At 40.8% G+C, this 26,263-nt stretch carries 26 protein-coding genes and 1 tRNA gene; 10 read left to right on the top strand and 17 right to left on the bottom strand.

Annotated elements, in window-relative coordinates; all coding sequences use genetic code 11:
- Positions 1-8 precede the first annotated feature (8 nt).
- From EHO58_RS10380 to EHO58_RS10365, 4 genes are read left to right on the top strand one after another with little or no spacing between them, the layout of a single operon-like run.
- Positions 9-1,619, top strand: coding sequence for a methyl-accepting chemotaxis protein (locus tag EHO58_RS10380; protein ID WP_135679873.1), 1,611 nt, complete (start codon positions 9-11; stop codon positions 1,617-1,619).
- 11 nt (positions 1,620-1,630) lie between these two features.
- Positions 1,631-2,716, top strand: coding sequence for a protein-glutamate methylesterase/protein-glutamine glutaminase (locus EHO58_RS10375; RefSeq protein ID WP_135679872.1), 1,086 nt, complete (start codon positions 1,631-1,633; stop codon positions 2,714-2,716).
- Positions 2,716-3,558 carry a CheR family methyltransferase gene (locus tag EHO58_RS10370; RefSeq protein WP_135679871.1) on the top strand — a complete coding sequence of 281 codons (843 nt, stop codon included), beginning with the start codon at positions 2,716-2,718 and terminating at the stop codon, positions 3,556-3,558. Before EHO58_RS10375 ends, EHO58_RS10370 begins: the two co-directional genes overlap by 1 nt.
- Positions 3,559-3,561: 3 nt before the next feature.
- On the top strand, positions 3,562-3,924 hold the full coding sequence (locus tag EHO58_RS10365; RefSeq protein WP_135625653.1) for a response regulator: 363 nt from the start codon (positions 3,562-3,564) through the stop codon (positions 3,922-3,924).
- 104 nt (positions 3,925-4,028) lie between these two features.
- Here the strand turns inward: EHO58_RS10365 and EHO58_RS10360 are convergent, their stop codons facing one another.
- Both EHO58_RS10360 and EHO58_RS10355 read right to left on the bottom strand, forming a co-directional pair.
- The gene (locus EHO58_RS10360; protein WP_135625652.1) at positions 4,029-4,868 is read right to left on the bottom strand and encodes an SDR family NAD(P)-dependent oxidoreductase; all 840 of its coding nucleotides are present in this window, start codon (positions 4,866-4,868) and stop codon (positions 4,029-4,031) included.
- A 27-nt stretch (positions 4,869-4,895) separates the two neighbouring features.
- Positions 4,896-6,347, bottom strand: coding sequence for a flavin-containing monooxygenase (locus EHO58_RS10355; RefSeq protein ID WP_135679870.1), 1,452 nt, complete (start codon positions 6,345-6,347; stop codon positions 4,896-4,898).
- A gap of 277 nt (positions 6,348-6,624) precedes the next feature.
- Here EHO58_RS10355 and EHO58_RS10350 point away from each other — a divergent pair, with 277 nt between their 5' ends.
- The 3 genes from EHO58_RS10350 to EHO58_RS10340 all read left to right on the top strand — a co-directional run bounded on the left by EHO58_RS10350 (position 6,625) and on the right by EHO58_RS10340 (position 8,152).
- On the top strand, positions 6,625-6,945 hold the full coding sequence (locus EHO58_RS10350; RefSeq protein WP_135625650.1) for a DUF1330 domain-containing protein: 321 nt from the start codon (positions 6,625-6,627) through the stop codon (positions 6,943-6,945).
- Positions 6,946-6,954: 9 nt separating this feature from the next.
- Positions 6,955-7,344: a TfoX/Sxy family protein gene (locus EHO58_RS10345; protein ID WP_135679869.1), complete on the top strand. Its 390-nt coding sequence runs from the start codon at positions 6,955-6,957 to the stop codon at positions 7,342-7,344.
- Between the two features lie 112 nt (positions 7,345-7,456).
- Positions 7,457-8,152 carry a FecR family protein gene (locus EHO58_RS10340; protein ID WP_135679868.1) on the top strand — a complete coding sequence of 232 codons (696 nt, stop codon included), beginning with the start codon at positions 7,457-7,459 and terminating at the stop codon, positions 8,150-8,152.
- On the opposite strand, the gene EHO58_RS10335 is transcribed toward EHO58_RS10340, so the two are convergent.
- Complete coding sequence (locus EHO58_RS10335; RefSeq protein ID WP_100725067.1) at positions 8,153-9,001, bottom strand: tetratricopeptide repeat protein; 849 nt, start codon at positions 8,999-9,001, stop codon at positions 8,153-8,155.
- 114 nt (positions 9,002-9,115) lie between these two features.
- On the opposite strand from EHO58_RS10335, the gene EHO58_RS10330 reads away from it, so the two are divergent.
- Positions 9,116-9,295 (top strand): hypothetical protein, encoded by a 180-nt coding sequence (locus EHO58_RS10330; RefSeq protein ID WP_024864064.1) that lies wholly within the window; start codon positions 9,116-9,118, stop codon positions 9,293-9,295.
- 69 nt (positions 9,296-9,364) lie between these two features.
- Here EHO58_RS10330 and EHO58_RS10325 read toward each other — a convergent pair whose 3' ends face one another.
- From EHO58_RS10325 to EHO58_RS10295, 7 genes are all read right to left on the bottom strand, one after another.
- A complete protein-coding gene (locus tag EHO58_RS10325) occupies positions 9,365-10,189 on the bottom strand; it encodes a crotonase/enoyl-CoA hydratase family protein (protein WP_100711333.1) in 825 nt (274 codons plus the stop codon).
- Between the two features lie 43 nt (positions 10,190-10,232).
- Positions 10,233-11,609, bottom strand: a complete 1,377-nt coding sequence (locus EHO58_RS10320) for a histidine kinase dimerization/phosphoacceptor domain -containing protein (protein ID WP_135679867.1) — start codon at positions 11,607-11,609, stop codon at positions 10,233-10,235.
- Between the two features lie 307 nt (positions 11,610-11,916).
- Positions 11,917-13,002, bottom strand: coding sequence for an alpha/beta hydrolase (locus tag EHO58_RS10315; RefSeq protein WP_135625646.1), 1,086 nt, complete (start codon positions 13,000-13,002; stop codon positions 11,917-11,919).
- Positions 13,003-13,009: 7 nt separating this feature from the next.
- A complete protein-coding gene (locus EHO58_RS10310) occupies positions 13,010-14,131 on the bottom strand; it encodes a peptidoglycan DD-metalloendopeptidase family protein (protein ID WP_135625645.1) in 1,122 nt (373 codons plus the stop codon).
- A gap of 94 nt (positions 14,132-14,225) precedes the next feature.
- On the bottom strand, positions 14,226-14,636 hold the full coding sequence (locus EHO58_RS10305; protein WP_086446969.1) for a bactofilin family protein: 411 nt from the start codon (positions 14,634-14,636) through the stop codon (positions 14,226-14,228).
- A 73-nt stretch (positions 14,637-14,709) separates the two neighbouring features.
- The gene (locus EHO58_RS10300; RefSeq protein WP_135679866.1) at positions 14,710-17,184 is read right to left on the bottom strand and encodes a penicillin-binding protein 1A; all 2,475 of its coding nucleotides are present in this window, start codon (positions 17,182-17,184) and stop codon (positions 14,710-14,712) included.
- 18 nt (positions 17,185-17,202) lie between these two features.
- Complete coding sequence (locus EHO58_RS10295; protein ID WP_135679865.1) at positions 17,203-18,270, bottom strand: zinc dependent phospholipase C family protein; 1,068 nt, start codon at positions 18,268-18,270, stop codon at positions 17,203-17,205.
- A 78-nt stretch (positions 18,271-18,348) separates the two neighbouring features.
- Between EHO58_RS10295 and EHO58_RS10290 the strand changes: the two genes are divergently transcribed.
- Complete coding sequence (locus EHO58_RS10290) at positions 18,349-19,620, top strand: diaminopimelate decarboxylase (protein WP_135679864.1); 1,272 nt, start codon at positions 18,349-18,351, stop codon at positions 19,618-19,620.
- Positions 19,595-20,305, top strand: a complete 711-nt coding sequence (locus tag EHO58_RS10285; protein WP_135679863.1) for an IspD/TarI family cytidylyltransferase — start codon at positions 19,595-19,597, stop codon at positions 20,303-20,305. The genes EHO58_RS10290 and EHO58_RS10285 overlap by 26 nt, the downstream gene beginning before the upstream one ends.
- Positions 20,306-20,671: 366 nt before the next feature.
- Here the strand turns inward: EHO58_RS10285 and EHO58_RS10280 are convergent.
- From EHO58_RS10280 to coaE, 7 genes are all read right to left on the bottom strand, one after another.
- A tRNA-Leu gene (locus tag EHO58_RS10280) sits at positions 20,672-20,753 on the bottom strand.
- A 78-nt stretch (positions 20,754-20,831) separates the two neighbouring features.
- Positions 20,832-22,403 (bottom strand): methyl-accepting chemotaxis protein, encoded by a 1,572-nt coding sequence (locus tag EHO58_RS10275; RefSeq protein ID WP_135625640.1) that lies wholly within the window; start codon positions 22,401-22,403, stop codon positions 20,832-20,834.
- Between the two features lie 145 nt (positions 22,404-22,548).
- Complete coding sequence (locus tag EHO58_RS10270) at positions 22,549-23,367, bottom strand: CPBP family intramembrane glutamic endopeptidase (RefSeq protein WP_135679862.1); 819 nt, start codon at positions 23,365-23,367, stop codon at positions 22,549-22,551.
- A gap of 29 nt (positions 23,368-23,396) precedes the next feature.
- Complete coding sequence (locus tag EHO58_RS10265; RefSeq protein WP_135679861.1) at positions 23,397-24,080, bottom strand: hypothetical protein; 684 nt, start codon at positions 24,078-24,080, stop codon at positions 23,397-23,399.
- A gap of 96 nt (positions 24,081-24,176) precedes the next feature.
- On the bottom strand, positions 24,177-24,827 hold the full coding sequence (locus tag EHO58_RS10260; RefSeq protein ID WP_135625637.1) for an FFLEELY motif protein: 651 nt from the start codon (positions 24,825-24,827) through the stop codon (positions 24,177-24,179).
- 87 nt (positions 24,828-24,914) lie between these two features.
- Entirely contained in the window at positions 24,915-25,580 is a 666-nt protein-coding gene (locus tag EHO58_RS10255) for an SPOR domain-containing protein (protein ID WP_135679860.1), read from the bottom strand.
- Positions 25,577-26,203: a dephospho-CoA kinase gene (gene coaE, locus EHO58_RS10250; RefSeq protein WP_135679859.1), complete on the bottom strand. Its 627-nt coding sequence runs from the start codon at positions 26,201-26,203 to the stop codon at positions 25,577-25,579. Before coaE ends, EHO58_RS10255 begins: the two co-directional genes overlap by 4 nt.
- Between the last annotated feature and the right edge of the window lie 60 nt (positions 26,204-26,263).

Genomic DNA, 26,263 nt, shown 5'->3' with positions numbered 1-26,263 from the left:
AGAATTTTATGTTGGGTTTTGTTTTTCATAGCAAGGAAAAAGAAAGTGAGAAGAAACAAATGTCCGTTACGATCACGGATCATGAACGTACGGTAAAAGAAGGGACAACCCTTGTTTCAATGACCGATTTGAAAGGACGAGTCATCTACGCTAATAAGGAATTTTTAGAGATAGCGGGCCTGAGCGATGAAGAATTGATCGGCAAACCTCATAATGTGGTGAGACACCCTGATATACCTAAAAGTATATTTAAGGATTTTTGGGATACTATTCAGAGCGGTAAACCTTGGAGAGGGATCGTCAAGAATAGATCAAAAAACGGAGATCATTATTGGGTGGATGCAAACGTTGCGCCAAAAGTAGAGAATGGAAATATAGTCGGCTTTATGTCTGTCAGGAGAACTCCGACACGCCAACAGATAGAAGCGGCCTCCAAATTATATTCCGACATACTTGCCGGGAAACGACAATTGGAACCTACTAAGAAGAGAAAAATATCCATTAAAGCAAAGTTATTCTCATTTATCTTTCTAAGCGTATTGGGATTAGGAAGTTTAACGATATCCGAGCTTATGGGATTTGTTCCCGAAGTTTCTTTCGGTATTGCCGGAACATTTGCGGCGGTTCAGATCATTTTAGGAGTGTATCTAACTTTATATATTCTTAAACCTTTAAAAGAAGCCACCGATATAGCGAACAAAATAGCGACCGGAGATCTTTCAGTTAATATTGCTCATAATCGCAACGACGAATTAGGAGAACTGGGGAAAGCGATCCTGAACATGTTGATCAATACGGCTGCCTTGATTTCCCGTTTGAAAGAGAATGGAGACATTCTTTTTACTTCCGCGCAAGAGTTATCAGGAGCGAGTTTAAACTTATCCTCAGGGATCGAGGAAATGTCTCAGCAGTCGCAGACAATCGCCGCTGCAGCCACTCAGATGAATCAAAACTTAAACGTTGTTTCGAGTTCTATTGAAGAGATGTCCGTATCTGTGGGAGAAGTTGCGAAAAAGGCGGCAGATTCTGCTAAGATAGCAAGAGAAGCGAATTCGACTGCGATTGAAACTAGTAGGCTCGTAAAAGAGTTAGGAGAGAATGCGGACGAGATAGGAAATGTAATCGAAAGTATCTCTAACATTGCCGCGCAAACCAAACTACTTGCTCTAAATGCTGCGATCGAAGCTGCGGGAGCAGGAGAAGCCGGCAAAGGTTTTGCAGTAGTCGCATCGGAAGTGAAAGAACTTGCTCGACAATCCGCGGAATCGTCCGAGGAGATCAAAAGTAAGATCTCTGCGATACAAAAGAGTACAGAAAGGGTGATCGAATCTATCGGCAAAATTACAAGCGTAATCGCCGAAGTAAATGAGATCAGCGGAAGTATTGCCTCTGCAGTAGAAGAACAATCCATCACAACCAAGGAGATCGCGGCAAATGTGAGTCAAACTTCGCTTACTTCGAACGATGTGACTAAGAACATAAACGGGATCTCGACTGCGTCTCTAGACGGAGCGAAAGATTCAAGTAGTGTATCGAAACTTTCTCAATCTCTACAAGATCTCGCCGCAGGTTTGACCATGTTAGTGAATCAATTCAAAATTTCTAATACGTCAAAGTGAAAGGTGAGCCCTTGGAATTACCTCTAGAAAAAAACAAAACGATTAGAAAGGTTTCGGTCTTCGTCGTGGATGATTCTTTGGTCTATCGGAACCTTCTTCGGAATACCTTTTCGCAAGACGGCGAGATCGAATTTTTAGGAGCGGCGATAGATGGAAAATTCGCTCTTCCTAAGATCGCACAATTGAAGCCCGACTTCGTGATCTTGGACGTCGAAATGCCCCAAATGAACGGGATCCAAACGTTAGAGGAAATTAAATCCAAATTTCCGGAAACTAAAGTGATTATGCTTAGCTCTCTTACTCAAGACGGAGCTAAGATCACATTGAAAGCCTTGGAGATGGGAGCGATCGATTTTGTTCCGAAACCTAACGGGGGACAAGAGCTAGCGTTAAGCGAAACATTAGAGCTATTGACTTCTAAAATTAAGGCTCTAAGTCAGATCAAACCTTCCGTTCAGACCTCTTTTCAAACGAAAAATCCTCCGGTCAAAACGACACAAAGTCTGCGAGAGAAAAATTGCACGATATGTGCGATAGGGATATCAACCGGTGGGCCTATCGCTTTGCGTCAATTATTCTTGAAGTTGTCGCCCGATCTTACCGGAAGTATCGTAATCGCTCAGCATATGCCACCGCTGTTTACCAATTATCTAGCGGAAAGTCTTTCACAAGCTGCACATATGCCGATCAAGGAGGCAGAAGACGGAGAGGTTTTGAAGAAGGGAGTCGCCTATATCGCTCCCGGAGGTAAACAACTGCAGATTATCAACGGCGTTTCCGGTCCGACTACAAGAGTTTTTAACGGTCCTGAAGAAGAATTATGTAAACCTTCCGTAAATATCCTTTTTAGATCTTTAGCCGAAAATTTTCCGAAAGAAACCACTGCAATCATTATGACTGGGATGGGAGAAGACGGTTATCTTGGAATGAAAGAGTTGAAGAAGAACGGAGCATACCTGATCGCGCAGAATAGAGAATCATGTACCGTTTTCGGAATGCCGAATCGTCCAGTCCAGGAAGGGCTTGTCGACGAAGTGTTGGATGTGGAAAGGATCGCCGAGAAGATTTCTAGTTTATTACAAAGGACCCAATCATAATGCAAGATGGCACCTTCGAACTGATGGAAATGATAAAACAAGCGACAGGTATATCCCTAACCGAAGAGAAAGTATATCTTCTGGAGAGTCGCCTTTCTGATATATTATCAGATTATAATTTATCCGACTTCGGAGAACTGTCGAAAAAATTCAAAGAAAGTTTGGATCTAGAATTTAGGGAGAAGGTTATAGATAGAGTAACCACTCATGAAACTAGATTTTTTAGGGATGAAAGTATTTTCGGAGCGATCTTAGAAAGGATCATACCTGAAATATTGGAAAGAAAACAACAAAGAGATCCGAAGATAAGGATTTGGTCGGCGGCTTGTTCAACAGGACAGGAACCTTATTCCGTAGCGATCTCTATCCACGAAAGATATCCTCAGCTATTCAATAATGTCAGTATAATAGCAACGGACATCGCAAAGGATACGATAGAAAAAGCCAAAAGCGGAATTTATTCTGCGTTTGAGATCGGTAGGGGATTGTCCGATGCTCATTTGGCTAAATATTTCGATCCATTTTCCAAAGGATTATATAGGGTAAATGACGAGATAAGATCCATAATAGAATTCAAACAGCATAATTTGATCTACGATCCTTATCCTTCGGATTGTGATCTGATCCTTTGCCGAAATGTGTCCTATTATTTCGATCATCTGGAAAGAAAGAACTTATTCAATAAAATGGAGAAAACCCTAAATCAAGATAGCTTTCTTATATTAGGTTCTGCCGAATCCATTTCAGAATATTCGAGAAATTTTATTATCCGTGAATTCGGCCTATGCCGCTTTTACGAATTGAATCCTTCTAACTTCACGTTATTTATTAAAGGAGCTTAATATATGGGGAATTTAAAAATATTGGCGGTAGACGACTCGGCAACTATGAGAAGCCTGGTTCAACAAACATTAGGGATCGGTGGTTACGAAGTTACTCTTGCATCCGATGGCAAGGACGGTATAGATAAATTCGGTGATTCAAGTTTTGATCTGGTCATAACGGATATAAATATGCCTGTAATGGACGGAATAACTTTTATAAGAGAAGTTAGAAAGAGAAATACGGATGTGCCTATCCTGACTTTAACAACCGAATCGGAAGAAAATGTAAAGCAAAAGGGAGCGGAAGCCGGAGCAAACGGATGGATCATCAAACCTTTTCGGCCTGCACAATTCCTTGATATTATAAAACAAGTTTTGCAGTGAGATTATATTTCTACTTTTCGAAAATTATATTTTAGACAAGCCGGAGAGGAGATCGTAAGGAATCTATTTGCGGAAGCCGCTCGAATGGCTCCCGCAAATTGGATTTATCTCATTTGTTTAAGAAGTGTCTTCCCGATTATCACTTGATAAAAAGTCGGAAGTAATCTCTGCATTAGATCTACAAATACTGCATCCGGTCCGATTAGAACTCTGCGAGAATTCTTCTTAACTGCCTTTAAAATAACTTTGGCAGCTCGTTCCGGTGTAGTGATAAACTGAGCGGACATTTTTTCTCCCGCAGTATTCGGATCTATTCCTAGGGCTCTTACGCTATCGTTCGTCTTAGAACTTTTTGCTATCGCTGTTTTGATCCCGCCTGGATGAACGCTTGTAGCTGAAACTTTTGCCTTCGTAAGATCCAATTCTTGTCTTAAGGTTTCTGTAAATCCTCTGACTGCAAATTTGGATGCGTTGTATGCGGAAGTTCCCGGAACTGCAATGATCCCGAATACACTGGAAGTATTGATGATATGACCTTCTCCGCTTTCTTTTAGATAGGGGAGGAATGCTTGGGTTCCGTTTACTACTCCACCAAAGTTGATATCCATTACTCTTTGAAAGTCTTTGGATTCGAAACCTTCTATCGTGGAACCGAATGCTATACCTGCGTTATTGAATATTAAATTTATCTTATTATGATCTTTAGCTACCTTGGAAGCCCAATCAAAAACCGCAGATCGATCTGATACGTCCAGTTTTTGGCTGGTGACGGAAATATTCGGATTCTTCTTCTTTACCAATTGGACTGTTTCTGAAAGACCTGCTTCATTTACGTCCGATAATGCAAGATTACATTCTTGCTCTGCGAGTTGAATGGCAAGTTCCCTTCCCATTCCTGATCCTGCGCCGGTAATAGCAGCCACTTTATGTTTGAAACTTTTCATTTGTTTTTTCTTCTTCCTATTTTGTGTTTATCCAAAGGATAAGTTAGAGTCGTTTACGTTCGCAAAATTTATATCGAATAGATCCATTAAATAATTTTGATGGAATCTCCAAGGGCGATTTGCTCCTCTTTGAGGGAATTGATCTATTGCTCTTTGGATGTATCCTGAATTCAGATCAAGGATCGGCTCCTTCTCCATTTTTGCAGGATCACAAAGAGGTACGCATTGTTTGTAACCTTTCGATTGCATATGGTTCAGAAGTCTTGCAACGTAAGTAGAAGTTAAGTCAGCTCTTAAGGTCCAAGATGCATTCGTATAACCCACGCAGAATGCGAAATTCGGAACCCCACTTAACATTAATCCTTTAAAAGTAAATTGTTTAGAAATATCCACTTCCTCTCCATCCACTTTCAACTGGATCCCGCCGATAGCGAGTAATTCCAGTCCTGTTGCGGTTACTATGATATCCGCTTCTAATTCTTTTCCTGATTTTAATCGAATCCCTTTGGATGTGAAAGTTTCAATATGATCCGTGACTATGGAAGCTTTGCCCTTAGAGATCGATTTGAAAAGATCAGAGTCAGGAACCAAACATACCCTTTGGTCCCAAGGTTGGTAATTCGGTTTAAAATGGGTATCTATGTCATAACCTTTAGGGAGAGAGACTTTTAATCTTAGCCTAATCAACCATTTCGCAAAGTTAGGAGATCTTTTGCAGACTTGGTAAAACCAAATTTGGATCAGAATGTTTTTGATCCGAGTGATATGATGAGCCAGCTTCGCAGGCAGAATGAATCTTAAAAAATCGGCGACTATATCTTTGGACGGAAGACTGGTGATGTAAGTAGGCGACCTTTGTAACATTGTTACATGCGAAGCATCATCCGCCATAGATGGAACTAATGTGACAGCAGTTGCACCACTTCCGATCACTACGACTTTTTTTCCTTTGTAGTCTAACTTCTCCGGCCAATGTTGCGGATGGATGATCTGCCCTTTAAAGTTCTTTGCTCCAGGAAAATTTGGAGTAAATCCTTTATCATAATTATAATAGCCACTGCAGATATAAAGAAAGTCGGCAGTGTATGTGCGTTTTTCTTTTTTGGGTCCTACTTCTACGATTAAAGTCCAAACATTTTCCTTACTGGACCAAGAGGTGGATATTACTCTATGCTCAAATCTGATATTACGATCTATTCCGAATTCGGATGCAGTTTCTCTCACGTAATTTAGGATAGAAGGTCCGTCGGCGATTGCCTTCGCTTCTTTCCAAGGTCGAAAAGAATAACCCAAAGTGAACATATCGGAATCGGAACGAATTCCAGGGTAACGAAATAAACTCCAGGTTCCGCCGATATCTGCTCTACTTTCTAATATTGTGTATTTTTTACCCGGGCAAAGTTTTTGCAGATGGTAGCCTGCACTGATCCCTGATAAACCTGCTCCTACAGTGATCACATCGAAATGTTCTTTTTGCATTTTTTCCTCGGCGGATACATTCTATCGATTCCATTGAACGAACCGATTACATCCCGCTTGTCTGAAAAGGATTTTGCATTAAAACCGAGTAAGATTCGACTGATCTTATAATATCGCCCTCAAAAATTCGTTCGAGATGATAAGAATATACCGGATTTTCTCGATTCTTCTGAAATAAAACAGCGTTCAGACGAAACCCCGATTTGTAGTAGTTTATAGTTCAAAGTAATCCCTAAAAGACTTGCCTAGATATCAAAATTGGATCATGGAGAAGATCATGAAGTATTACTCTGTAGCAGAATTGAATATTACCAGTGCTCGTTGGATCCCAGCCTATGTTCGCAATGTAACCAAGATGGTGGAAAAATTCGGGGGAAGATATCTTTCCAGAACTACGAATATGGAGAAGATGGAAGGGGACAGAAAACTTCCCCAATTATTTTTGATCATCGAATGGCCATCTAAAGAAGCAGTCCAAAACTTTTATAATTCCGAAGAATATAAACCGTTTCTGGAAAGTAGACTAAAAGGTTCCAATGGGGAGTTTATTTTAGTCCCGGGCGAAGATGTGAACCAGCTCGCGAATGTTCCGGATTAGGATCAAACAATGGCAATTAATGAAAAAACGGCCGAACGTGTTCGAAAAGCTCTTACCAAACAAAAAGAGGTAGAGGAGAAAAAAATGTTCGGCGGTCTCTGCTTTATGGTAAACGGAAAGATGTGTGTTTGTGTCAGAGATGAGGAACTTATGTTTAGAATAGATCCCAAAGATTACGAATCGGTCTTAGAAAAGAAAAAGGCCAGACCGATGATCCATAATGGAAATCTGATGAAAGGATTTGTATTCGTACATGTAGATCAGGTAAAACCGGACAAAGAGTTCGGATATTGGATGGGACTTGCTTTGGATTATAATAAAGACGCTAAAGCAGCCGCTAAGAAAAAGACGGCGAAAAGGAAGGTCCCAGCTCCTAAAAAAACGGTTAAGAGAAAATAAGAGTCAAAAAGATTTTTCCTCACTTTTTAATTCGTTTAGAATAGTTATAAGAGCGCCTTCCTTTCCAAAAATCGATTTACTTCCTTTCAAGTAGCTTCCAAAATCGACCGCTATGAAAATATTATCAGTTCTATTTTTACTAAGTATAACATGCGTTTTGTTTTCCTGCGGCAAAAAGGAAGCGGATGCAGGTAAAGGTGTGATTACATTTGTTGTTGGGAATGTAACCTTAGAAAGAGGTTCCGAAAAGTCCAAGGCAGAAGTGAACAAAGAAATCCAAAACGGTGACACATTGGTTACGGACGAAGGCGCTACGGCAATGATCGCATTTGGAGAAAATGCTTCCTTGTTGGAGATCCAATCCGGTTCCAGATTCCGTTTTGATGATATCAAATCGGACAAAAAGTTTTTCCAAGAAAAGGGAAGATCTTGGCTTCTCTCCAATAAACTTGTAAAAGGTGAGGGGTTAAGCTTAGGAACTCCTACAACTACTGCGGGTGTTAGAGGAACTAAGTTCTATACAACTGTCGTCGAGGATGTGACTCTGATCTGTCATTGCCAGGGTAAGGTAGAATTGGAGAATAGTGCAGATCATTCTAAAATGGTTCCTACATCTGATTATCTCACAGTTACAAAAGGAACAAAAACGATAGTGATCGATAAAGAAGATCTAGCAAAGATCGGGATCCCTTATGTTCATGATCATAGTGAACTTGATAACTCGCCTCTTGGAGAAAAAAATAATTTGAAGCAGGAAGATTTTCTGAAGATCCAGGAGTTAGCTAAGAAAAAATTATCGGAGAAGTGATTAGGCTTCGTCTATTTCAACATTCTCTAATGTATCAAAAAAGCCGGTCTGCAGAAGTGGACCGAAATCCACCATATCCTCTGCGGAAAGTTTAAGGCCGTTTTCCATGGAGTAGGCCTGTAGCAAAGAAGCGCAGGCCAAATGGCTTTCTTGCAATTGAGCGTGGGCTCTCGCTTTTACAACGAGTATGTCCGCGTCCGATTCTCCGAAATATTTGATATATAAATCTATAAATTTAAGTGCGTTCTTATGATCGGAAACTTTCAGATAACACTGAGCGATCATATCGTAATGCAGAAAGGTTTCTTCTTCGTCCATTCTCATGGCGGTTTTTAAAGAAGCTAGGGCTGAGTTATAATCTCCTCTCTGATAATACAAATATCCAAGTTCGGACCAGATATCTTTTCGTTTGATCCCTCTTCCTCTGGAAAGTTTTTCTTGGGACAAAGCTTGTTTTAATACTTGGATTGCCTCATTGGATCTATCTGTGTCTTTTAATAAACTCGCGAGAGTGAGATATAATTCCAACTGGTCCGGAAATATCTCGATTGCGGTGGTGAGGATCTTTTTCGCGGATTTAAAATTGTGAACCTTGATGAGATAATTCGCATAATACAGTCTGCTTTCGGGATGAGTGGAAAAACGGTCCTGTAATTCCTGAAAAAGATTCAAGGTCTCTCTGGTATTTCCAATATAATATTGGCACCAAGCCTGGCGGTTTTTCACCTTTACGACGGTTTTGGGATTTTTGGTAAAATTCAGGGATTCCTTGTATAGGTTAAACGCCTTAGTAAATTCTCTCTGCCTTTCCCGATGGATGGCGCTTATGATCAGTTCCCTAAAACCCACGACTGGGACAGGCTAAAAAAATTCCTAAAATAATCAAGTTTTCCACAGATCAACCGATGATTGAAACGGGGGCAAAGGAAAGAAAAAATCCCCACTTGAATCGAGGTAAAGAAAATGGAAATCGGTAGCCAAACCAGCCAATCTCTCATGATCGAAAGAATCGCCAATCTGCCTAGAGAAATATTCCAGGCTCAGTCGGACATGAATTCTAAACTTTTGAAGCTGAACGTAGAGGCTCAAGTACAAGCCCAGGCTTCTGAAGGTAGATCCAGACTTTTGGATCTTTACGTTTAATTAGGATGTAGGAATTCCACAAGTGTATTCATTTCGTTTGTAGGAGTTCCCACATCCGCAGTCACTAGATTAGTTTTTATTATATTCCGGCCTTTTTCTATCTTTAAAGGCTTTCATCGCCTCTCTAAAATCCCTGGAATCCATAAAACTTGAATTCCAAACAGCGACATAGTTCAAACCGACAGCCAAAGGTTTTCCTTCGGAGTAGTTCATTACTTCCTTAGTACCTTCTACCACTATTCGTGGATTTGCAGCGATCTCGGAAGCAGTTGCGATTGCACCTTCCAAAAGTTGGTCCTGGTCTTTGAATAATTTAGAGACAAGTCCCATTCTGAGAGCTTCTTCTCCGTCTATGTCTTTTCCTGTGTAGGCGAGTTCCCTTGTGTTTCCTTGCCCAATGATAGAAGGAAGTCTGTTGATAGAACCCATATCGGCTACGATTGCTACCTTTGCTTCCCTTAGGGAGATACTTGCATCGTAGGTTGCGTAACGAATATCACAAGCAGAGATTAGATCCAGTCCACCACCGATACAATGTTTTTGTACTGCAGCAACAGAAGGTTTAGGAGAATCATAAACTGCGTTGATCCCTTTTTGCATTCTAAGGATCAGCTCGTAGAACTTTTTACGATCGTCTCCGTAAGTGCCTTGTACTACGGATCCAAATTCTTGGAAGAATGAGTCCAGATCTAAACCTGTGGAGAATGATTTGCCTCTTGCAGCAACTACGAAGGATCTGATTTTTTGATTGGAGTTAATTTCGTGTACAACGTCCGGAAGGTCTCTCCAGAAACTCCAGTTCATCGCGTTTCTTTTGTCGGGACGGTTTAAGAAGACGATAGCTACTCCGTCTTCTCTCTCGACGATTTCAAAGAATTCAAAGTTTGTCTTCATCGGGATCAGAGTTATCCGAATCAGCCGACGAGTAAAACGTTTTTTAGACCTCGTGTTTTGCGGGGAAGCTTAAGGTGACTTTACAGCCGTTTTCGTTCTCTAAGCTTAATTTTCCTCTTAGAAGTTTTACGAAAGAATCCACCAAAGAAAGTCCCAAAGAGCCTGAATTGCGTGTTTGGGCCAATATATCATCAGATAGACCCACTCCATCATCTTTGACTTCTAAGAAATATCGTTCGTCATTCAAACTAAAACGGATCAATATAGAACCACTTTCTCTACCTTTGAATCCATGTTTGAATGAGTTAGTTAAAAGTTCGTTTATGATCAATGCACAGTTCATACCCATCTCGCTTGGGATCTTTGGAGTTTGGATATCCAATACTAGTTTGAACTTAGAACGATCTATCTTATATACTTCGAATAAAAGATCGGTAAGTTTGCGAACATACAGATCAAAACTGATAGAGGATAGATCATGGTTTTCATAAAGCACTTCGTGCAGAAGGGCCACTGCCTGTATCCTATGCTGACTGTCCTTGAAAATATCCAAGGTCTCCTGATCTTTCAGGTTAGAAGCATTCATACTCAGCAAAGAAGAAATTACGGTAAGATTGTTTTTGATCCTATGATGGATCTCTTTCAGATAAGATTGGTTTGTATTATCCGATTCTCCCAAACGAAGAACAGTGATAGAGCCGCTTGATTTCCCTTCGGTGTTTAAGATAGGAGATATCTGGATAGAAACAGCGGTTTTATTTCCGATTCCGTCTATTGCGAATATTCCATTTTTCTCGATTGTCTGATTAGAAGATAATACGTCCGAAAGCGGGAGAGTGTAAGAAGAAAAATTTGAATCTTCTAATTTTAAAATTTTTGTTAAGGAAAGTCCTATAGATTCCGCATAGCTTAAGCCTGCGATCTTTTCTGCCACCGGATTACAGAATAATACCAAGCCGTTTTCGTCGGTGGTGATGATCCCTGATTCCATTTGGTTCAGAGTGGATTTTAGGGATTCTTCATTTTTACGGTTTCGGTGTTCCAGTTCGTTTTTATACAAAGCGACTTCGATAGAAGAACGGAGTTGGTCGGATTCGAAAGGTTTGACTATATAACCTAGAGGCTGGGTCCTTTTGGCTCGATTGAGAGTGTTTTCGTCCGCGTATGCCGTAAGATAAATAACAGGGGTTTGGAATCTGTTTCTTAATAATTCAGCGGTTTGGATCCCATCCAGATTCCCCTCTATATTGATATCCATTAGGACCAGATCTGGATGATTTTCTTCTGCCTTTTGGATGGCCTCCTCTCCGGAGGATGTGATACCCACAAGATCGTAACCTAATTTTTTAAGTTTCTGACCCAAGTTAACTGCGACTATGATCTCATCTTCTACAACTAGGATCTTAGGTTTTGTGAGCATACTTCTAATCTACGAATAAAACCGATTGTTTCAACCATATAAATGAAAAATGATAAGTGAAAATTTCAGCGGAAAAGTTGGTCTGAAATTTATAGCGATCCTTGCAAGTAAAATCGAATATAAGTGAGATTTTTGTAAGGGTTGCTTATCGCCCTGTAATCTTTTTTGAAACAACCATTCGTATATAAAAACTCCTCTAATCCTTTCGGACTAAAATCCGAAATTTTTTGATATATCGTCTAACGTGTGTTGCGTTATGGATGGTCCGTCCCTGGGACAGGTGGATTGATTCTGGATTTAGAAGGATTTAATTTCGGAGAATATAGTTTTCGTTTCCGTAGGACTTGCGGATGAATAGTCTCTTCTCCGCTCCTAGGCCCAAAAACAGTTGGTATAGATCTGTTAGGATTGGACGAGAAGAATAATATCCATGACCCAATGACAATAAAGAGGCGTCGATCGGGTTCACATTGACTACATCCACACCAGGAAATTTGGAACAAGCGCCTAGTCTTCCTGTCTGGTGGATTTGGGCAGAAGCAAATAATGCGGAGTCTCCGGGAGAGCAGTATAGTGTGATCCTATCCGAGGATTTTAGCAAACTATCTAGGATCAAAATGAACTCGCCCGTATCATAATCCGGCGCATTCAAAACCAATTCCTTTAGGAAAGGTTTATTTCCCCATTCTTTAGAAAGTTCGGAAACCGAATTTAGGACTACTTGATGACCCATAGAATGTACCAATAGATGGATCTTTTTATTGGTAGAGACCATTCTTTTCAGGAAGTTTTTGAAAGAATCCCTGCTACTTCTGGCAGAGACTAGATTTTTTTCGTAAGTGTTTTTCAGGAAGAAGGTCCCAAGCATTGAACCATCTCCCCCTGCAGGCCAAGTATACAGAGCTACTTTGCCTGGAAATTTGAGATCATATTTGAGTTGAGCCGCTCTTAAAATTGCTTCCTCAAAGTTTACATTAAATCCGTGGACGAATACGATCACTTCTTCGAAGGGATCTTCTTCTATTTTTTTCCACCAAAGTTTTTCCTGTTCTTCTTTGGTTTTGCCCTGGATTGCAACTCTATGTTCTAAGAATTGAAATGATTTCTCTTTATTACCCAGCCCAAAGGGGAGTGAGCCGATCTCTCTGTCTGCAGGAACATTTATCAAACAGGAACCTGATTGTGTTCCCATATTTCCGAAATTCAGAAAATAAGAATTAGAACAGGCGACTTGTGTTCCTGGATTGACTGCTCTGGAAGTATTAAAAAATACTTCGATCCCATGAGTGGAAGAATATTGGGAATTGGTCCTTTTTTCCAGATGTTCTGAAACAGAAGGTCCACAGCTTAATATAAGAAAGAAACTAAGAACAAAAAAGAAAGATCGAAACATAATAATCTTAATGATTCGGTTTAGAGCCTCTTTTATAGCTGAGGCCTTTTAGATATTTTCCGGGGTTAACCGATTTTCCTTTGTGGATTACCTCGAAATGTAGGTGGGGACCAAAACAATAACCGGTACATCCGGAAGTTGAGATCTTTTTACCCGCAACCACATAGTCTCCACGTTTTACGTTTAGTCTGGAGTTGTGAGCATATAATGTTTTGAAATCGTCGTTATGTTCGATCACGATCGCGTTTCCGTAACCGCCCATCCATCCGGAGAATACTACCTTTCCATTACGGGCAGCCATAACTGCTTCGTAGTTTGCTTTTAAGTCCAGCGCTTCATGGAATTTATGTTGAGGGAAGGTTCTCCATCCATAATTGGAAGTAACTACATGAGAAGTAACAGGAACCACCCATTTAGGTGCTGGATCCGGGATCACAGCTCCTGGAAGGAAAACTTTTTGGCCAGGACGAAGAATGTCCAGATCATCCAATTTATTCTCTTCTAAAATTTCATCCAGGTTTACTTTGTAAAGAGAAGCCACCTTAGCGACAGTATCTCCCGCCTTAAATTTGTATAATAGACCTTGTTTATTCGGGATCTGTAATATTTGTCCCGGATATAAAGTATCTTCTAAATTGATACTGGAAGAACCCGCGATGGATTCCATAGAAACTTTATAACGGGTTGCGATCTCTGAAAGTGTTTCGTTTCTTTTAACTTTATAAGTGACTACTTTAAGTTGTTTCTTTTTATCGGAGGCACTTTTGATCTCATTCGCCATCAAGATAGTGAGTTTTGCTTTTTCAGATTCTTCTAAGAACTTTTCGTCACCTTTTTTGGCTTTTAAGTCTTCTGAATCGTTCTCTGTCACTTCTGTGGAAGCGGATTCCATGGAAGCATTAGATGGGCTCATCCAAATTCCTAAAAATAGGACCATAAAAATGACGGATGCTACAAGAGGGATAACGCGGAATTTACGTCTTCTGAAATCCAAATTTCCGTGGTATAGGTTACCTCTGAAATAAAAGGAATAATGGAAATGGAAAGCGCCCAGATAGATCAGGGTGAAATTATCTGTCCGGAGGATTTCCTTTCCTGCGGTCAATTGCCTGGGCTTCTTGAAGATCATACTATGAGTATCGGCTGATCGGGTGGAGAACCACCCGAGTTTTTGATTCGAACAAATCTAAGAGGTGGGAAAAAAGAACTCGGGACTTAAGAGTTTATTCTTCCTTTCCGTTGTCCAGGGTCCTTGTGCCGCCAAAAGATTCTTCTACGATCTTTTTAACGTCTTTCTTTTGGCCTCCGGTTACGGTGATATTTCCTTTTGCTACCACACCTTTTGCCAGGGAAAGAGCGGGAGCGATAATATCCCCTAAGAGACGTCCAGTTTCTTCCAAGCGGACTTCTGATTCCGCCTTAATATTTCCGATCAAAGTCCCTGCTACGATCACTTCTCTTGCAGAAATGTTTGTGCGAACCTTACCGGTTTCTCCAATAAATAATGCGTCGTCGGTTTTAATTTCCCCTTCGAATTTTCCGTCGATACGTAGGGAACCAGCGATATAGAATTTGCCCTCAAAAATGGAACCTGGGCCGATTACGCTGTTATTATTATCCTTACCGATGGCCATCTGTTACTCCTGACTGCTGATTCATCTATTTGGTGGGTGGTTCCGAAATCGACAACTCTTTTTGTATTAGAACTTACCGGATTACGTCTTCATCGCCTTCAAAGAGATTCGGTTTTTTCTTTTTAGTAGTTCCTGGGTCCGTGGTATGGGTGGGAGTCGGATCCGGTTCGCTCATTCCTCTATGATCTTCGCAGACTTCCTTTGGGACTGTATCTTTATCGAATACTTCTTCTTCCGTTTGGTAACAATGAGAACCTGGAAGTTTTCCGGAGATGGAGCAGATGGTCCTGCGAACAATTTTTGCGTCTCCGAAATCGAATGATCTAGATTTTTCGTGAGAGAGAGCGTTCGCCATAAATCTTCCCCAGATAGGAGCGGCTACAACTGCACCTGACATTCCACGACCGAGTGAAAGTGTTCCCGTATCATAACCCACCCAAACGACCGCTACAAGTTCCGGAGTGTAACCTGCAAACCAGGCATCTCTAAAATTATTTGTGGTCCCTGTTTTTCCGGCGGCGGGACGAGTGAGTCCATAAGATCTAGCCCCGGTACCTGTTCCTTTTTTGATCACGTCTTCCATCATGGAAGTGATCACGTAACTTGTTTCGGGAGAGAGTAATCTTTTTCTTTCTTTGGATTCGAATTCTTTTCTGAAATCTTTGATTAGATTTCCTTGTTCATCTTCCACATATAAAACGCTTAGAGGGAAAACTTGTTTTCCTCCGGAAGCGAATACCGCATAAGATCTTGCGAGTTCATAAGGAGAAACTTCAAAACTTCCTAATGCGATTGAAAAGTCTCTTGGAAGATTTCTATTCTCTACTTGTAAAAGTTTTTCAAGTCTTGGCAGAAGATTGTTTAGACCGGTATGTTCAAGGAGTCGAACGGCGACACTATTTCTGGAAAGTTCGAGTGCTTCTCTCAAGCGGATGAATCCGGAATATTCTCCCGAATAATTACTTGGGTTCCATTCATCTCCATCTTCTAAAACATATTGGAGAGGAGAATCATCAAATAGAGAAGCAGCGGTAACGTTTTTCTTATCATCCGGATGTTCATGATAATATTCCATCGCGGAAGCATATACTAAAGGTTTAAATGCGGAGCCCGGTTGTCTATATGCTTGGAATGCACGGATCTGTTGGTTATCGGATCTAAATCCGGAACCTCCTGCCATTGCAGTGATATAGCCTGTGTCCGGGCGAATGGAGATTAACGCGCCTTCTACAGGTAATAAATGGTCTTCAGTTGCTTGGGTTCTATAGTTCCAGTCGATTGCTTCCCCTAAACCTTCCGTGCCTGAGATCAAATTTAAGACGGATAAATCGTCTCTAAATTCTTCCTGCCAAGCCCTATTGAATGTTCTATAAGAGCGAGAGATCTTAAACTTGAATTCAGGAAGATCATGAAGTTCCGCCAGAAGTTTATAGGTAGAACCGTAGGAATCTTCGAAAGAGTCAATTTTGGTGAAAGCCCTTTGGTTGGATAATTGGGTCTGTTGTTTTAGACCCGCGACAAGCGCCTTTTCTGCCTGGGCTTGGTGTTGTATGTTTAGGGTGGTATAGATCTTTAAACCGCCCTCGTAGATCTGTTGAGAAGGTATATAACGGGCCAGGTTTTTACGCACATATTCCGTAAAATACGGGAATTTATTGAGGCGATCGGAGAATGCGGAATCGTTAGGAGAACGATTTAAGGTTATATAATATTCAGAAAAAGCTTCGAATTCTCTTTCGGCGGTTTCCACATCCAAGATACCGTTTTCCACCAGCTTTTTGAATACAACTCTTACCTTGGAAGCAGATGTATTTGGATTTACCAAAGGAGAAAATTCTTTGGGTCTTGTGGTCAAACTTGCGAGAAGTGCAGCTTCTCCCCAACTTAGATCTTTGATATCTTTTCTGAAATAGAATTTTGCCGCGGCACCTACACCGATTGTACCGTGACCGAGAGGGATCTCATTTAAATAAATACCGATTAAGGTTTTTTTATCGAATACTAATTCTAAAAGTAGGGCCAGCCACGCTTCTCTTGCCTTTCGTAAAAAGGATCTTTCCGTGTTTAAAAATTTTAATCTGGCAACCTGTTGAGTGATTGTGGACGCACCTTCTTTTACTCTTCCGGCAAGAAGGTTTACCATAGTCGCTCTGAAAATTCCTCGAAGATCTAGACCTTTATGAGATCTGAAATTATTATCTTCTGTCGAAACAAAACAACGAATGACCTTATTGTCCTCGAAACCGCCAGGAAGATCTTCGTCAGTGATCACCACTCTGGAAAATCTATAAAACTCTGCGATAGGTTCGTATTTTCCTTCGGTATTGATCCCGAAAAGTAGGGAAGGTTTTTCGTAACGATCCGCCTTAGGGACCTGCCAAATGTCTTTGATGGAGAATACGAATAAAAATCCGTTTAAGAAGATAAGTCCTAAAACAAGATAGATAAGTTTACGAACAGGATCGGAAGAATCCAAACGAGATTGGATCCTGTCTCTAAAAAGTACTACGAAATATCTTGTGAAAAAATCTACGGGTTCGTGTTTCATTTGGTTTATTTCTGCTTTTTATAAAGGCGAAAACTGACGCATCTTATCGATGCCGTGGAATCTAAGTCCGGTATCTAAATTATAACCTTGGTATTCTTTGATCATGGAAGAACGAGAAGTTTTATCGTGAACATAACCCCAGGCATTTGTAACTGCATCTTTTGCGGCCTCACAAGCTCTATTGATCAGTTCCACGAAAGAATCATTACGAATTAAATTTGGATCTGCAGGATAAGACCATTCTCTTTTTTCTTCGTTCATGATCCTTTTGTCTATATGTTCCTTTAATGGAAGCATTAGGACGGAAGAATTTACTTTATGCAAAGTGATCTTATCTAAAAAGCTAAGTGCCGCTCTTACTATCTTACTTCTGGAATCCAAGTATCTATGAAAATACAAATAACCTAAGAAAGATTCGTTCAGGATATCTCCTGGGATGATCTTTTCTTCGGAGCCGATATACTTTTCTTTAAACTCTTTCGGAAAAGTTGCCTTTAAACCTTTTAGCCAAAAGTTCCAAAGCATAGGATCCATTTTTTTCTTCCCGTCTTTTCCCTTGAAGATCACGTCCACATGTTGCACAAAATCATACGCTTTAGGAGTCATTCCCCATCTGAAATCCAGAAGCCAAGAATCCAACGCGAACTCAACTCTCATATGATTGTATTGAGCCTTGGAGCTGATTTCTTTATCTGCGTTATAATAATCTCCGGATATAAAAAAGATATAAGGGTGAGTGACGATGTCCACAGCGCAGTGGATGATATAACCTAAAGTGAATGCTAGAAAACGATCTCTATAAATTCCTTCTTCGACTGTGAGAACCCCGTCCAAAAAGTTCAGGATCAATTCCAAAACGTTTTCATGATGGCTTAGGTCTCCCCAAGGAAGTGCCTTTTTGGTGCGAACGGGAGAAAGGACATGATAAAAATAAAAAATATCGGGAGCGATCGCGCCTATATTAGCGAACTTACGGGTACTTTCTTCTCTTAAAAGTTTTGCGATCTTTCTCTGTTCCGCAGTTCCGTGGTCTAGGTGTTTGCAGACTTGCGAAAGAGCTTCGAGGTGAGTGATTTTGCCTGCCATATCGGAAATTTTGCCTTTGAAAAAACCCGGACCGCTCTAAAAGATGGCCTAGAACTATCTAGAAAACCCTCTAACCCTATGCAATCAATAGAAAATCTTAAATTTTTGACTCCCGAAGAAGCTAGAAAAATCGCAACAAATTTCGGGACCCCACTTTTTGTGTACTCTCGCAAAGGAATCGAAAAAAGTTGCGACGATGCTCTTGCCTTTCCTAACGCTTTCGGTCTGACCGTTCGATTTGCAATGAAAGCGAATCCAGGCAGAACAGTTCTGGAAATCTTAAAGAAGAAGGGCATACATATAGATGCATCTTCGGAACACGAAGTGCAACGTGCGATACTTGCCGGATTTAAACCTTCCGATATTCTGCTCACTTCCCAACAATTGGCGAGATCCTTAAAGGATTTGATCCCGCAAGGAGTTCAATTCAACGCATGTTCTCTTAGGCAATTAGAGGAATTTGGGAAATTGTTCCCAGGAAAAGAAGTGAGCATTCGTTTTAATCCAGGTTTGGGTTCGGGAGCTACTAAGAAGACGGATGTAGGAGGAAAAACTTCTTCCTTCGGCATTTGGCATGAAGAGATCGGGAAGGTAAAAGAGATCGTCTCCAAATACGGACTCAAACTTGTACGAGTACATACTCATATAGGTTCCGGTTCAGATCCGGAAGTTTGGAAGGCAGTAGCACATTATACCTTAGAGATCGCAGCTCAATTTCCGGATTGCAGAACTGTCAATCTAGGTGGAGGTTTTAAAGTGGGAAGAATGATCGGTGAAAAAACAACCGATCCTCAGACTATTGGAAAACCTGTTAAAGAGCTCTTTGAAAATTACGCCAAAGAAAAAGGGATCCAACTCAAAATGGAAATAGAGCCTGGTTCCTTCTTAATGGTGAATAACGGTGCAATTCTAACTCAAGTAGACGATATCGTACTTACCGGAGACGGCGGATATACATTCGTAAAATTAGATATGGGAATGGATGTGAATACAAGGCCTGCTTTATACGCGGCAAAACATCCATTGGTAGTGATCCCTACTAAAGAAAAGTCCGAACAAAAAACAGGGGACTTCGTATACGTAGGACATTGCTGCGAAAGCGGAGACTTGATCACTCAGGAAGAAGGAGGTGGACCTCAACTTAGAACCACACAAATTCCTGAGATCGGAGACTTAGTGGTAATGGAGGGAGCAGGAGCTTATTGTTCTTCCATGTCCGTGAAAAATTATAATTCTTATCCGGAAACGCAAGAAGTACTGATCGATCTGGATGGATCCGTAAAATTAGTTCGCCAAAAACAAACCTTGGAACAAGTCCTTCAGAATGAAGTCCTGGTTTCCCTCGGGTAATATTTATCTATTACTTCTTTCGGGAGGAACAGGCTCCCGAATGAAGTCGGATATTCCGAAACAATTTTTAGAGTTAAACGGGAAATCTATATTACTCCATAGTCTGGAAACTTTTCTGGACTGGGGAAAAACCAAAAGTATAGTTTTAGTATCTCACAAAGATTATATTCTGGACTCCGAAACACTTTGTTCTTCTTTACTTAGAGAAAGAGATAGAATAGTAGAAGGTGGAGACACAAGACACGGCTCCACATTAGCCGGGATATCCAGTATTCAATTTTCTGCGAATGATATCATTCTTATCCATGATGCAGCTAGACCTTTTGTTTCTTCGGACGATTTAGATAGATTATCTAGCGTTACTGAGGAATTCGGAGTAGCGACACTTGCTTCTAAAAATCACGAAACAGTTTTGGAAGCAGAAAAGGATAGTTTCAAGTTTTTAAACCGCGAGAAGATCTGGTTTATGAAAACTCCTCAAGGGATCCGAGGAGATATCCTAAAAAAAATCCTGGAAAAAACGCCCGCAACAGAACCGACAGATTTATGCACTTGGGCACAGGAGCAGGGTATAGGCTCCAAACTGGTGGAATCCAATCCTTATAATCTGAAAATCACAGAAAAGTCGGATCTCCCCTTAGCGGAAGCGATCTTGCCGTTGTTTCAAAGCCTGCAGAAGGATTAGGCCGCGCCCTTCGGGCCAGGCTCTCGCCTCCGGTCAAAAAATCGCATCCACGATTTTCTGACCCCGGCTCGATCCTTCGCGGTTTGTGAATGAAGAATCGAGCTTTGAAATTTAATTCAATAGTATTAACGATTTATAATGTTTAATATGAGGAGTTCAACAGAGTAGAGGACTCGCCCGCTACACAGTCTCGCATCCTACTCGACTGGGTTCCGCGGCGTGCTTCGTCGGCCTCAGCACATCCTGTGCTTCGGACGCGAAAATGTACGCTCGTTACGCGAGCTATTTTCGCTCTCCGACTTAGCCGTTCGAGTCCCTAAGGACTTGTTTAATTAGAATGTTGGATTGTTTTGAAGAAGAACTTTTTGCGAGTGGAGGGACTCGAACCCCCACACATTACTGCACCAGAACCTAAATCTGGCGTGTCTACCAATTTCACCACACTCGCGACGGGCTACGAAAGTCATTTTTTCAACGGATGTCGGGAAGTCAAGAATATTGAACTCCTAAAAACCCGCTGGCAATCTTACTGAACTACCAATCTTTTAGATTGTTCCGAAAGTTCTTCTAAGCTAGCTCTCATCCTGTTCGAACCTTCCGAAATGATATTCGAAGATTGTTCAATGGAAGAAAGCGCCTGTACCACTTCTTTGGTTCCGTTTTTCTGTTCGCTTGCAATCGATTCAATCTGTCTGGATAGATCGAATAGTTCCCGGAAAGATTTTAAGAAGGATTCGTGGATTTTCCCTTGGTTTTCCACTCTGGATCTTAACTGATTCAGGTTATCTACTACCGAAGTAAATCCGGATTCTTGCACGGAAACTTTTCGTTTTGTTTCTTCCGCTGCGGTGTTTCCGTTTGTAATTAGTTTTGCTGCTTCTCCGATAATTTTAGAGATTGTAGCTGCGTTTTCGGAAGCGCTGTCAGCAAGTTTTGCAACTTCTTGCGCTACTACTGCAAATCCTTTTCCATGTTCTCCGGCTCTTGCCGCCTCTATGGACGCGTTTAATGCGAGTAAGTTAGTTCTGTCAGCGATCTCTCTCATGATATCGTTTACATCCTGCACTTTTTGGAAGGACTTACTTACTTCTCCGAAATTATTTCCTAATACTTCCATTGCTCCGGAAACATCTTTGCTATAACCTTTAGATTCTTCCGTTGTTTTGGAGAGAGAGTCAGTGGAGACACGCACTTCTTTCAGGATGGAATTTAATGTATCACTCTCTTTGTTTAATTCTTCTATCTTGCCGAACTGTGCTTTTACGAATTCAGCCGCGCTATCGGTAGATGCTGCTAATTCTTCGAGAGAAGCGCTTATCTGTTCCATGCTGGAAACCTGGCTCTGGATCTCCGAGTTCAGAGTATCCATTTCGTTTTTCATTTCCGAAGTGTTTCTGTTTAATGTAGAAGCTTCGCTAGTAATTCTATCTTTTGTTTTCTCTGCTTCTGCAGTTTTAGCCTCGGCGTCGACGGTGGATTTTATTGCTACGTCCGAAACCGAAACTAAAAATTTAACGACTGAAGTGAGGATATGAATTCCTAAAATAAAAAATACGAATTTTATGATCTCGAAAAATACGGAGATCTCGTCCGCCTTATCGGTATTGTATTTGAATTCCACTCCATTCAACCATGCAAAATAATCCATGGAGAATGTTCCTATAAGTGCCAGATATCCCACAAACAAAGTAGTTTTAGGAGAAAGAAGAAGTCCTGAGTAAATCATTACGAAAAAATACAGCATGATAAAGAACGGCATTTTTAGGTTTCCGACCATCGCTTCTTTATTGGCTGCGTATACTGTAACAGTTATAAATATCAGGGAATACATCAGAATATCCAAGAATACGCATAAGGTTACGAACGAACCTTTCAGTTTTCCTTTTCTGAGTAAGAAGATCTGAGCGACCCCATAACCGAAAATGGAGAGCTCTATTAAAAAATTGATGAGTGTACTGGTTTGGGAACCGGACCCTTGAGAGAATAAAGCCAGAACGTTTACAAAAAGCATCACTATGGAAAATCCTATTCGGATCCTGTTGATGCTGATCGCTCCCTTCTCGGAAAAATTTGTAGTTTGGACGGAGTTTGCCACCATTGTTTGTTTGCCTTTCTAATTCTAACGGAGTGACCCGAATATACGAATGGCCGAGATGGTTCGGCCAATACTCTTCGACTTCTAAAAACGAAAAAACTACACAGTTGTAATCCGAATAGAAAAAACGAGTCTTCGGATTGTTAGCTTATGCGATTTTTTCGTTCCGGTTTCTAAATAAAAAGAATGTTAAAGATAGTCCAAAACAAGTAATCAGTAAACCCAAAAGGTCTAGCCAAAGAGGCTGTAGGACCTGAATTTTTCCTGCAATCGGTGCGGAAAAGCCCGGGATTTCCAATTGTAGTCCATGCAGAACAATAAGTGGGATCCCATTAAACACTGCATGAATTAAAATCGAGTTCCAGATTGAATTCGTTTTGTAAACTACCCAAGCCATATAGATCCCGAGGATACTGGATCCAATGAATTGCCAAGGATTCAAATGGATCAGCCCAAATAATAAAGAGGAGATAAGAAAAGAAGAAGATACCGAAAAATACTTCAATAATCTATCTAAGATCACTCCTCTAAACATAAGTTCTTCCGTGATCGGAGCTACGACTGAAAGTAAGATCACTGATAAGAATATATTTTCCCCATCGAATAATCCTTGGAATAAATTTATGATGAAGTCCGGCTTAGGGACTAACATAGAAAACAAATTATCCACTTCGGAAAGAAGAAAAGAAAAACCGATCGCAGTAATCGCAAAACTAAGTGCCTCAAGCGGTTTGAAAGGATTAAGGCGCAAAACTTCAGAATATTCTTTTTCGGAAATTTTAAGCCCGATCCAAATTGCGAGTCCGAAAGAGGCCGAGTTCCCAATTGCAGTGATAACTTTTGCATCTAAATTCAATTTTGTTACGGACTGAAGGATCGCAAATACGACCCCTATCCCGAAACCTGTAATTAAAACTAAGAAGCAAAGACCGAATGCTCCTAGGAATGAATGATTTCTATTTTGCACGGATTAAAAAAACCTAATAATATTTGGACTTAGGCCGGGAGCCTTTTTCCGTCCAGCCAACCGGCTACCCAAGCAAGAAGCGCATAACCAAATATTCCTTGGATTCCGAGTTCCGGAATACTGGCAGGAGGAGGGAAGAATGGAGTCGCAATCGCTAAAACCAAAAGTATTCCACCAAAGATCTGCATTCCGTATTTTCCGCCGAACGTTGGGCCGGGTTTAGTCGCTCTAAAATACAAGATCAAACCGCTCAGAGTAAGAGTTACTTCTGTTGTGATGGAAAGAATTTTATTATGCCAAAGACCAAATCCTATTTTAGGACCTGAATCAAATAGAATAGGCAGATCTTTTGTGTGCATTGGAAGATCTAGAAAATAATGGGAAAGAACGGTTAAACCGATGAGCCCGGAAATTTTATTCTTTAAAGAATCTGAATATGGTTTGGATCTTAAAAAGACGAATTTAAATACCAGAAAACATAAGATAGACCAACCAATTCCGCCGACTAAACTATGAGTGATCGGCATATAATAAAGATCAAAATTATTCACTTCCGTAAAACCAGGAACGAATCTAACACCTTCGATCCCGTATAAGATAAAGATCATGAACAGAATATCTACGAACTGAACTCCCACAAAACTCGCCCAAAGAGGAGTTTTAGGTTCCGCTTTTTTAGAAGCGAAAGAAACGCTATAATGTCCTATAAACATGAGTATGCCCCAGGGCCAAAGGTTCGGCCGGAGCAAAGGATCTCGGAAATCTGAAAAAAGGCAAGAGGGAATCTGAAATGAAGTTCTATGGAAAAATTAAAATTGAATCGGCTCGTGTTTTTCGCCGTTGATCAATTTACCTAAAAGTCTATTTTCTCTATCTATAAATGAATCAATGAACGGTTGTAGATCTTTGATCTTTGAAGATAGATTATAACCCGCTTCCATGGTATCCACTAAGGAAGTAGCTCCTACCATAGATGCGGCGACTTTGATAGGCGCCATGATGAGTTTAACCATGGGAAGTTTGGAAAGAGAGAAGAAAAACTTTAGAGTATCTCCCACCATTCCGATTTGGGTTCTTCTATCCTCGAATCTGCCGGTCGCACCTAAAGCTGCGTAAAGGCTTTCTTGAGGAATTTCTCCGTTCTCCATGAGATTATTTTCGATAACTATTTTTGCAGTATCAAAATCCAAAGAGTCGGTGAGTTTGTTTAGTAGAATAATCTGATGGATATTGTCCGTCATCGCTTTGCCGGCGACGGTTTTTAATTTTTCGTACAAACTTTCGAGTGCATTGTCTCTTTCTTCTTTGTTGGTAGGAGCATAAAGATTGTTTTCGAAAAAGGAGGGGATTCCGTCGTATCCCTTAATCGAGGTTAATAGATCCGAATACGTATGACGCAATCTTTCGATTGTGGATCTGACAACGGCAAGACGAACTGGTTCGAGTTCTTTCAGATCCATTTCTGTTAACAACGAACTTGAGGTTTCACGGTTTCGAGGTCAATTGAAAAAATATAGAAGATCAGCAGTCGGAATATGGAAAAAAAATTATTCCTTAGAGACCAAAGCGTTTTCTTTCAAGTTGCCCGGAAGTTTTTTCATGGATTTTTCAGCGTCTTCTTTGGACGGAAAATTTCCCATACGAACAGTAAAATAACCGTTTTTGGTTTTTTTCACGTAAGACTTCCCGCCTAAAGACGACTTGAGTTCATCCGCCTTTTCTTTGGTTTTGAATGCGGCTACTTGAACGAAGAAATCATTATCAGCCTTGTGTACCGCCGCCTTACGAGGAGAAGTATGAACTGATTTTTTGGATTCCTTTTCTTTCCGAACTAATTTTTTTTCAGGATGAGAAGAAGATGGAGCTTCTACTTCTATCTTAGATGGTTCTTCTTTTTTTGCAGGAGAAATATCGGATCTTAGATCCACAACTTCCGCGCCGGGAGGAAGATTTCTAAATTTAACTTCTTCCTCTTTTTTAATATTAGAACTTGGAGAAGATTCGTCCATCGCTTGGTTCACAGTGGAAGAAGATAAGGATTGTAGATTATCTCTATTGGAGTTCAGAGCCAGGTCGTCTTGCACTTGGCCTCTCTTTCTACCTACGGAAACTCCTAAGAAGAAGAATGAAAAAAGAAGTCCCACTAAAAATAGGGAGAGTAGGGAGATCCTTTTATTGTCCAGATTGATGACGTAGAAAACTTTTTCCTTCATTTCATTCTTCCTTTTAACTCAGCGTACAAATATTCGCATTCTTTACGAAGGTCCTGTAAATCCCCTGTGTTCTTAATGGAATAGTCGGCCTTCTTCGCTTTTTCCTGAAGTGAAAGCTGGCTTTTTGCCCTGGCTTCCGCTTCTTCTCTGCTAATCCCGTCCCTTTTTACCGCCCTTTCTAAAGAAACTTCAGGGTCGGAGATCACGCAGACCGTAACATCACAAAGTGTATAAGAGTCCGTTTCGAATAGAAGTGGGACTTCCCACAGTACTAGGCTTGCTTCTTTTACGCTGCCCAGTACTTCCAAAAACTCCTTACGTATCCTAGGATGGGTCAAAGAGTTTAGGATCTTCAGCTTTTCGGCATTACCGAATACCAATTTTGCGATCCTTTTACGATCTATCTTGCCGGACTCATCCAGAATTTCAGCACCCAAGGAATCTATCAGTTCCTTAGAGATCGGACTGTCCGGATCGGTATATTTACGTGCGATCTCGTCAGCGCTGATCCTAACTCCGCCCAGCTCCTCTAAGATCCGAGCCGCAGTGGATTTGCCTCCACCGATCATCCCAGTGATCCCGACAAGAAAAGCCCCGTCAGTTCTAAGAGAGGACCGAGTCATTGGGAAAGATTATATGAAAAGGCTTTTTAGTACAAGCTTTTTAACATATAGAACCGTAAG

This window comes from Leptospira selangorensis (assembly GCF_004769405.1).
GTDB classification, from domain to species: domain Bacteria; phylum Spirochaetota; class Leptospiria; order Leptospirales; family Leptospiraceae; genus Leptospira_B; species Leptospira_B selangorensis.
This window is presented reverse-complemented; position numbering and strand designations above follow the sequence as displayed.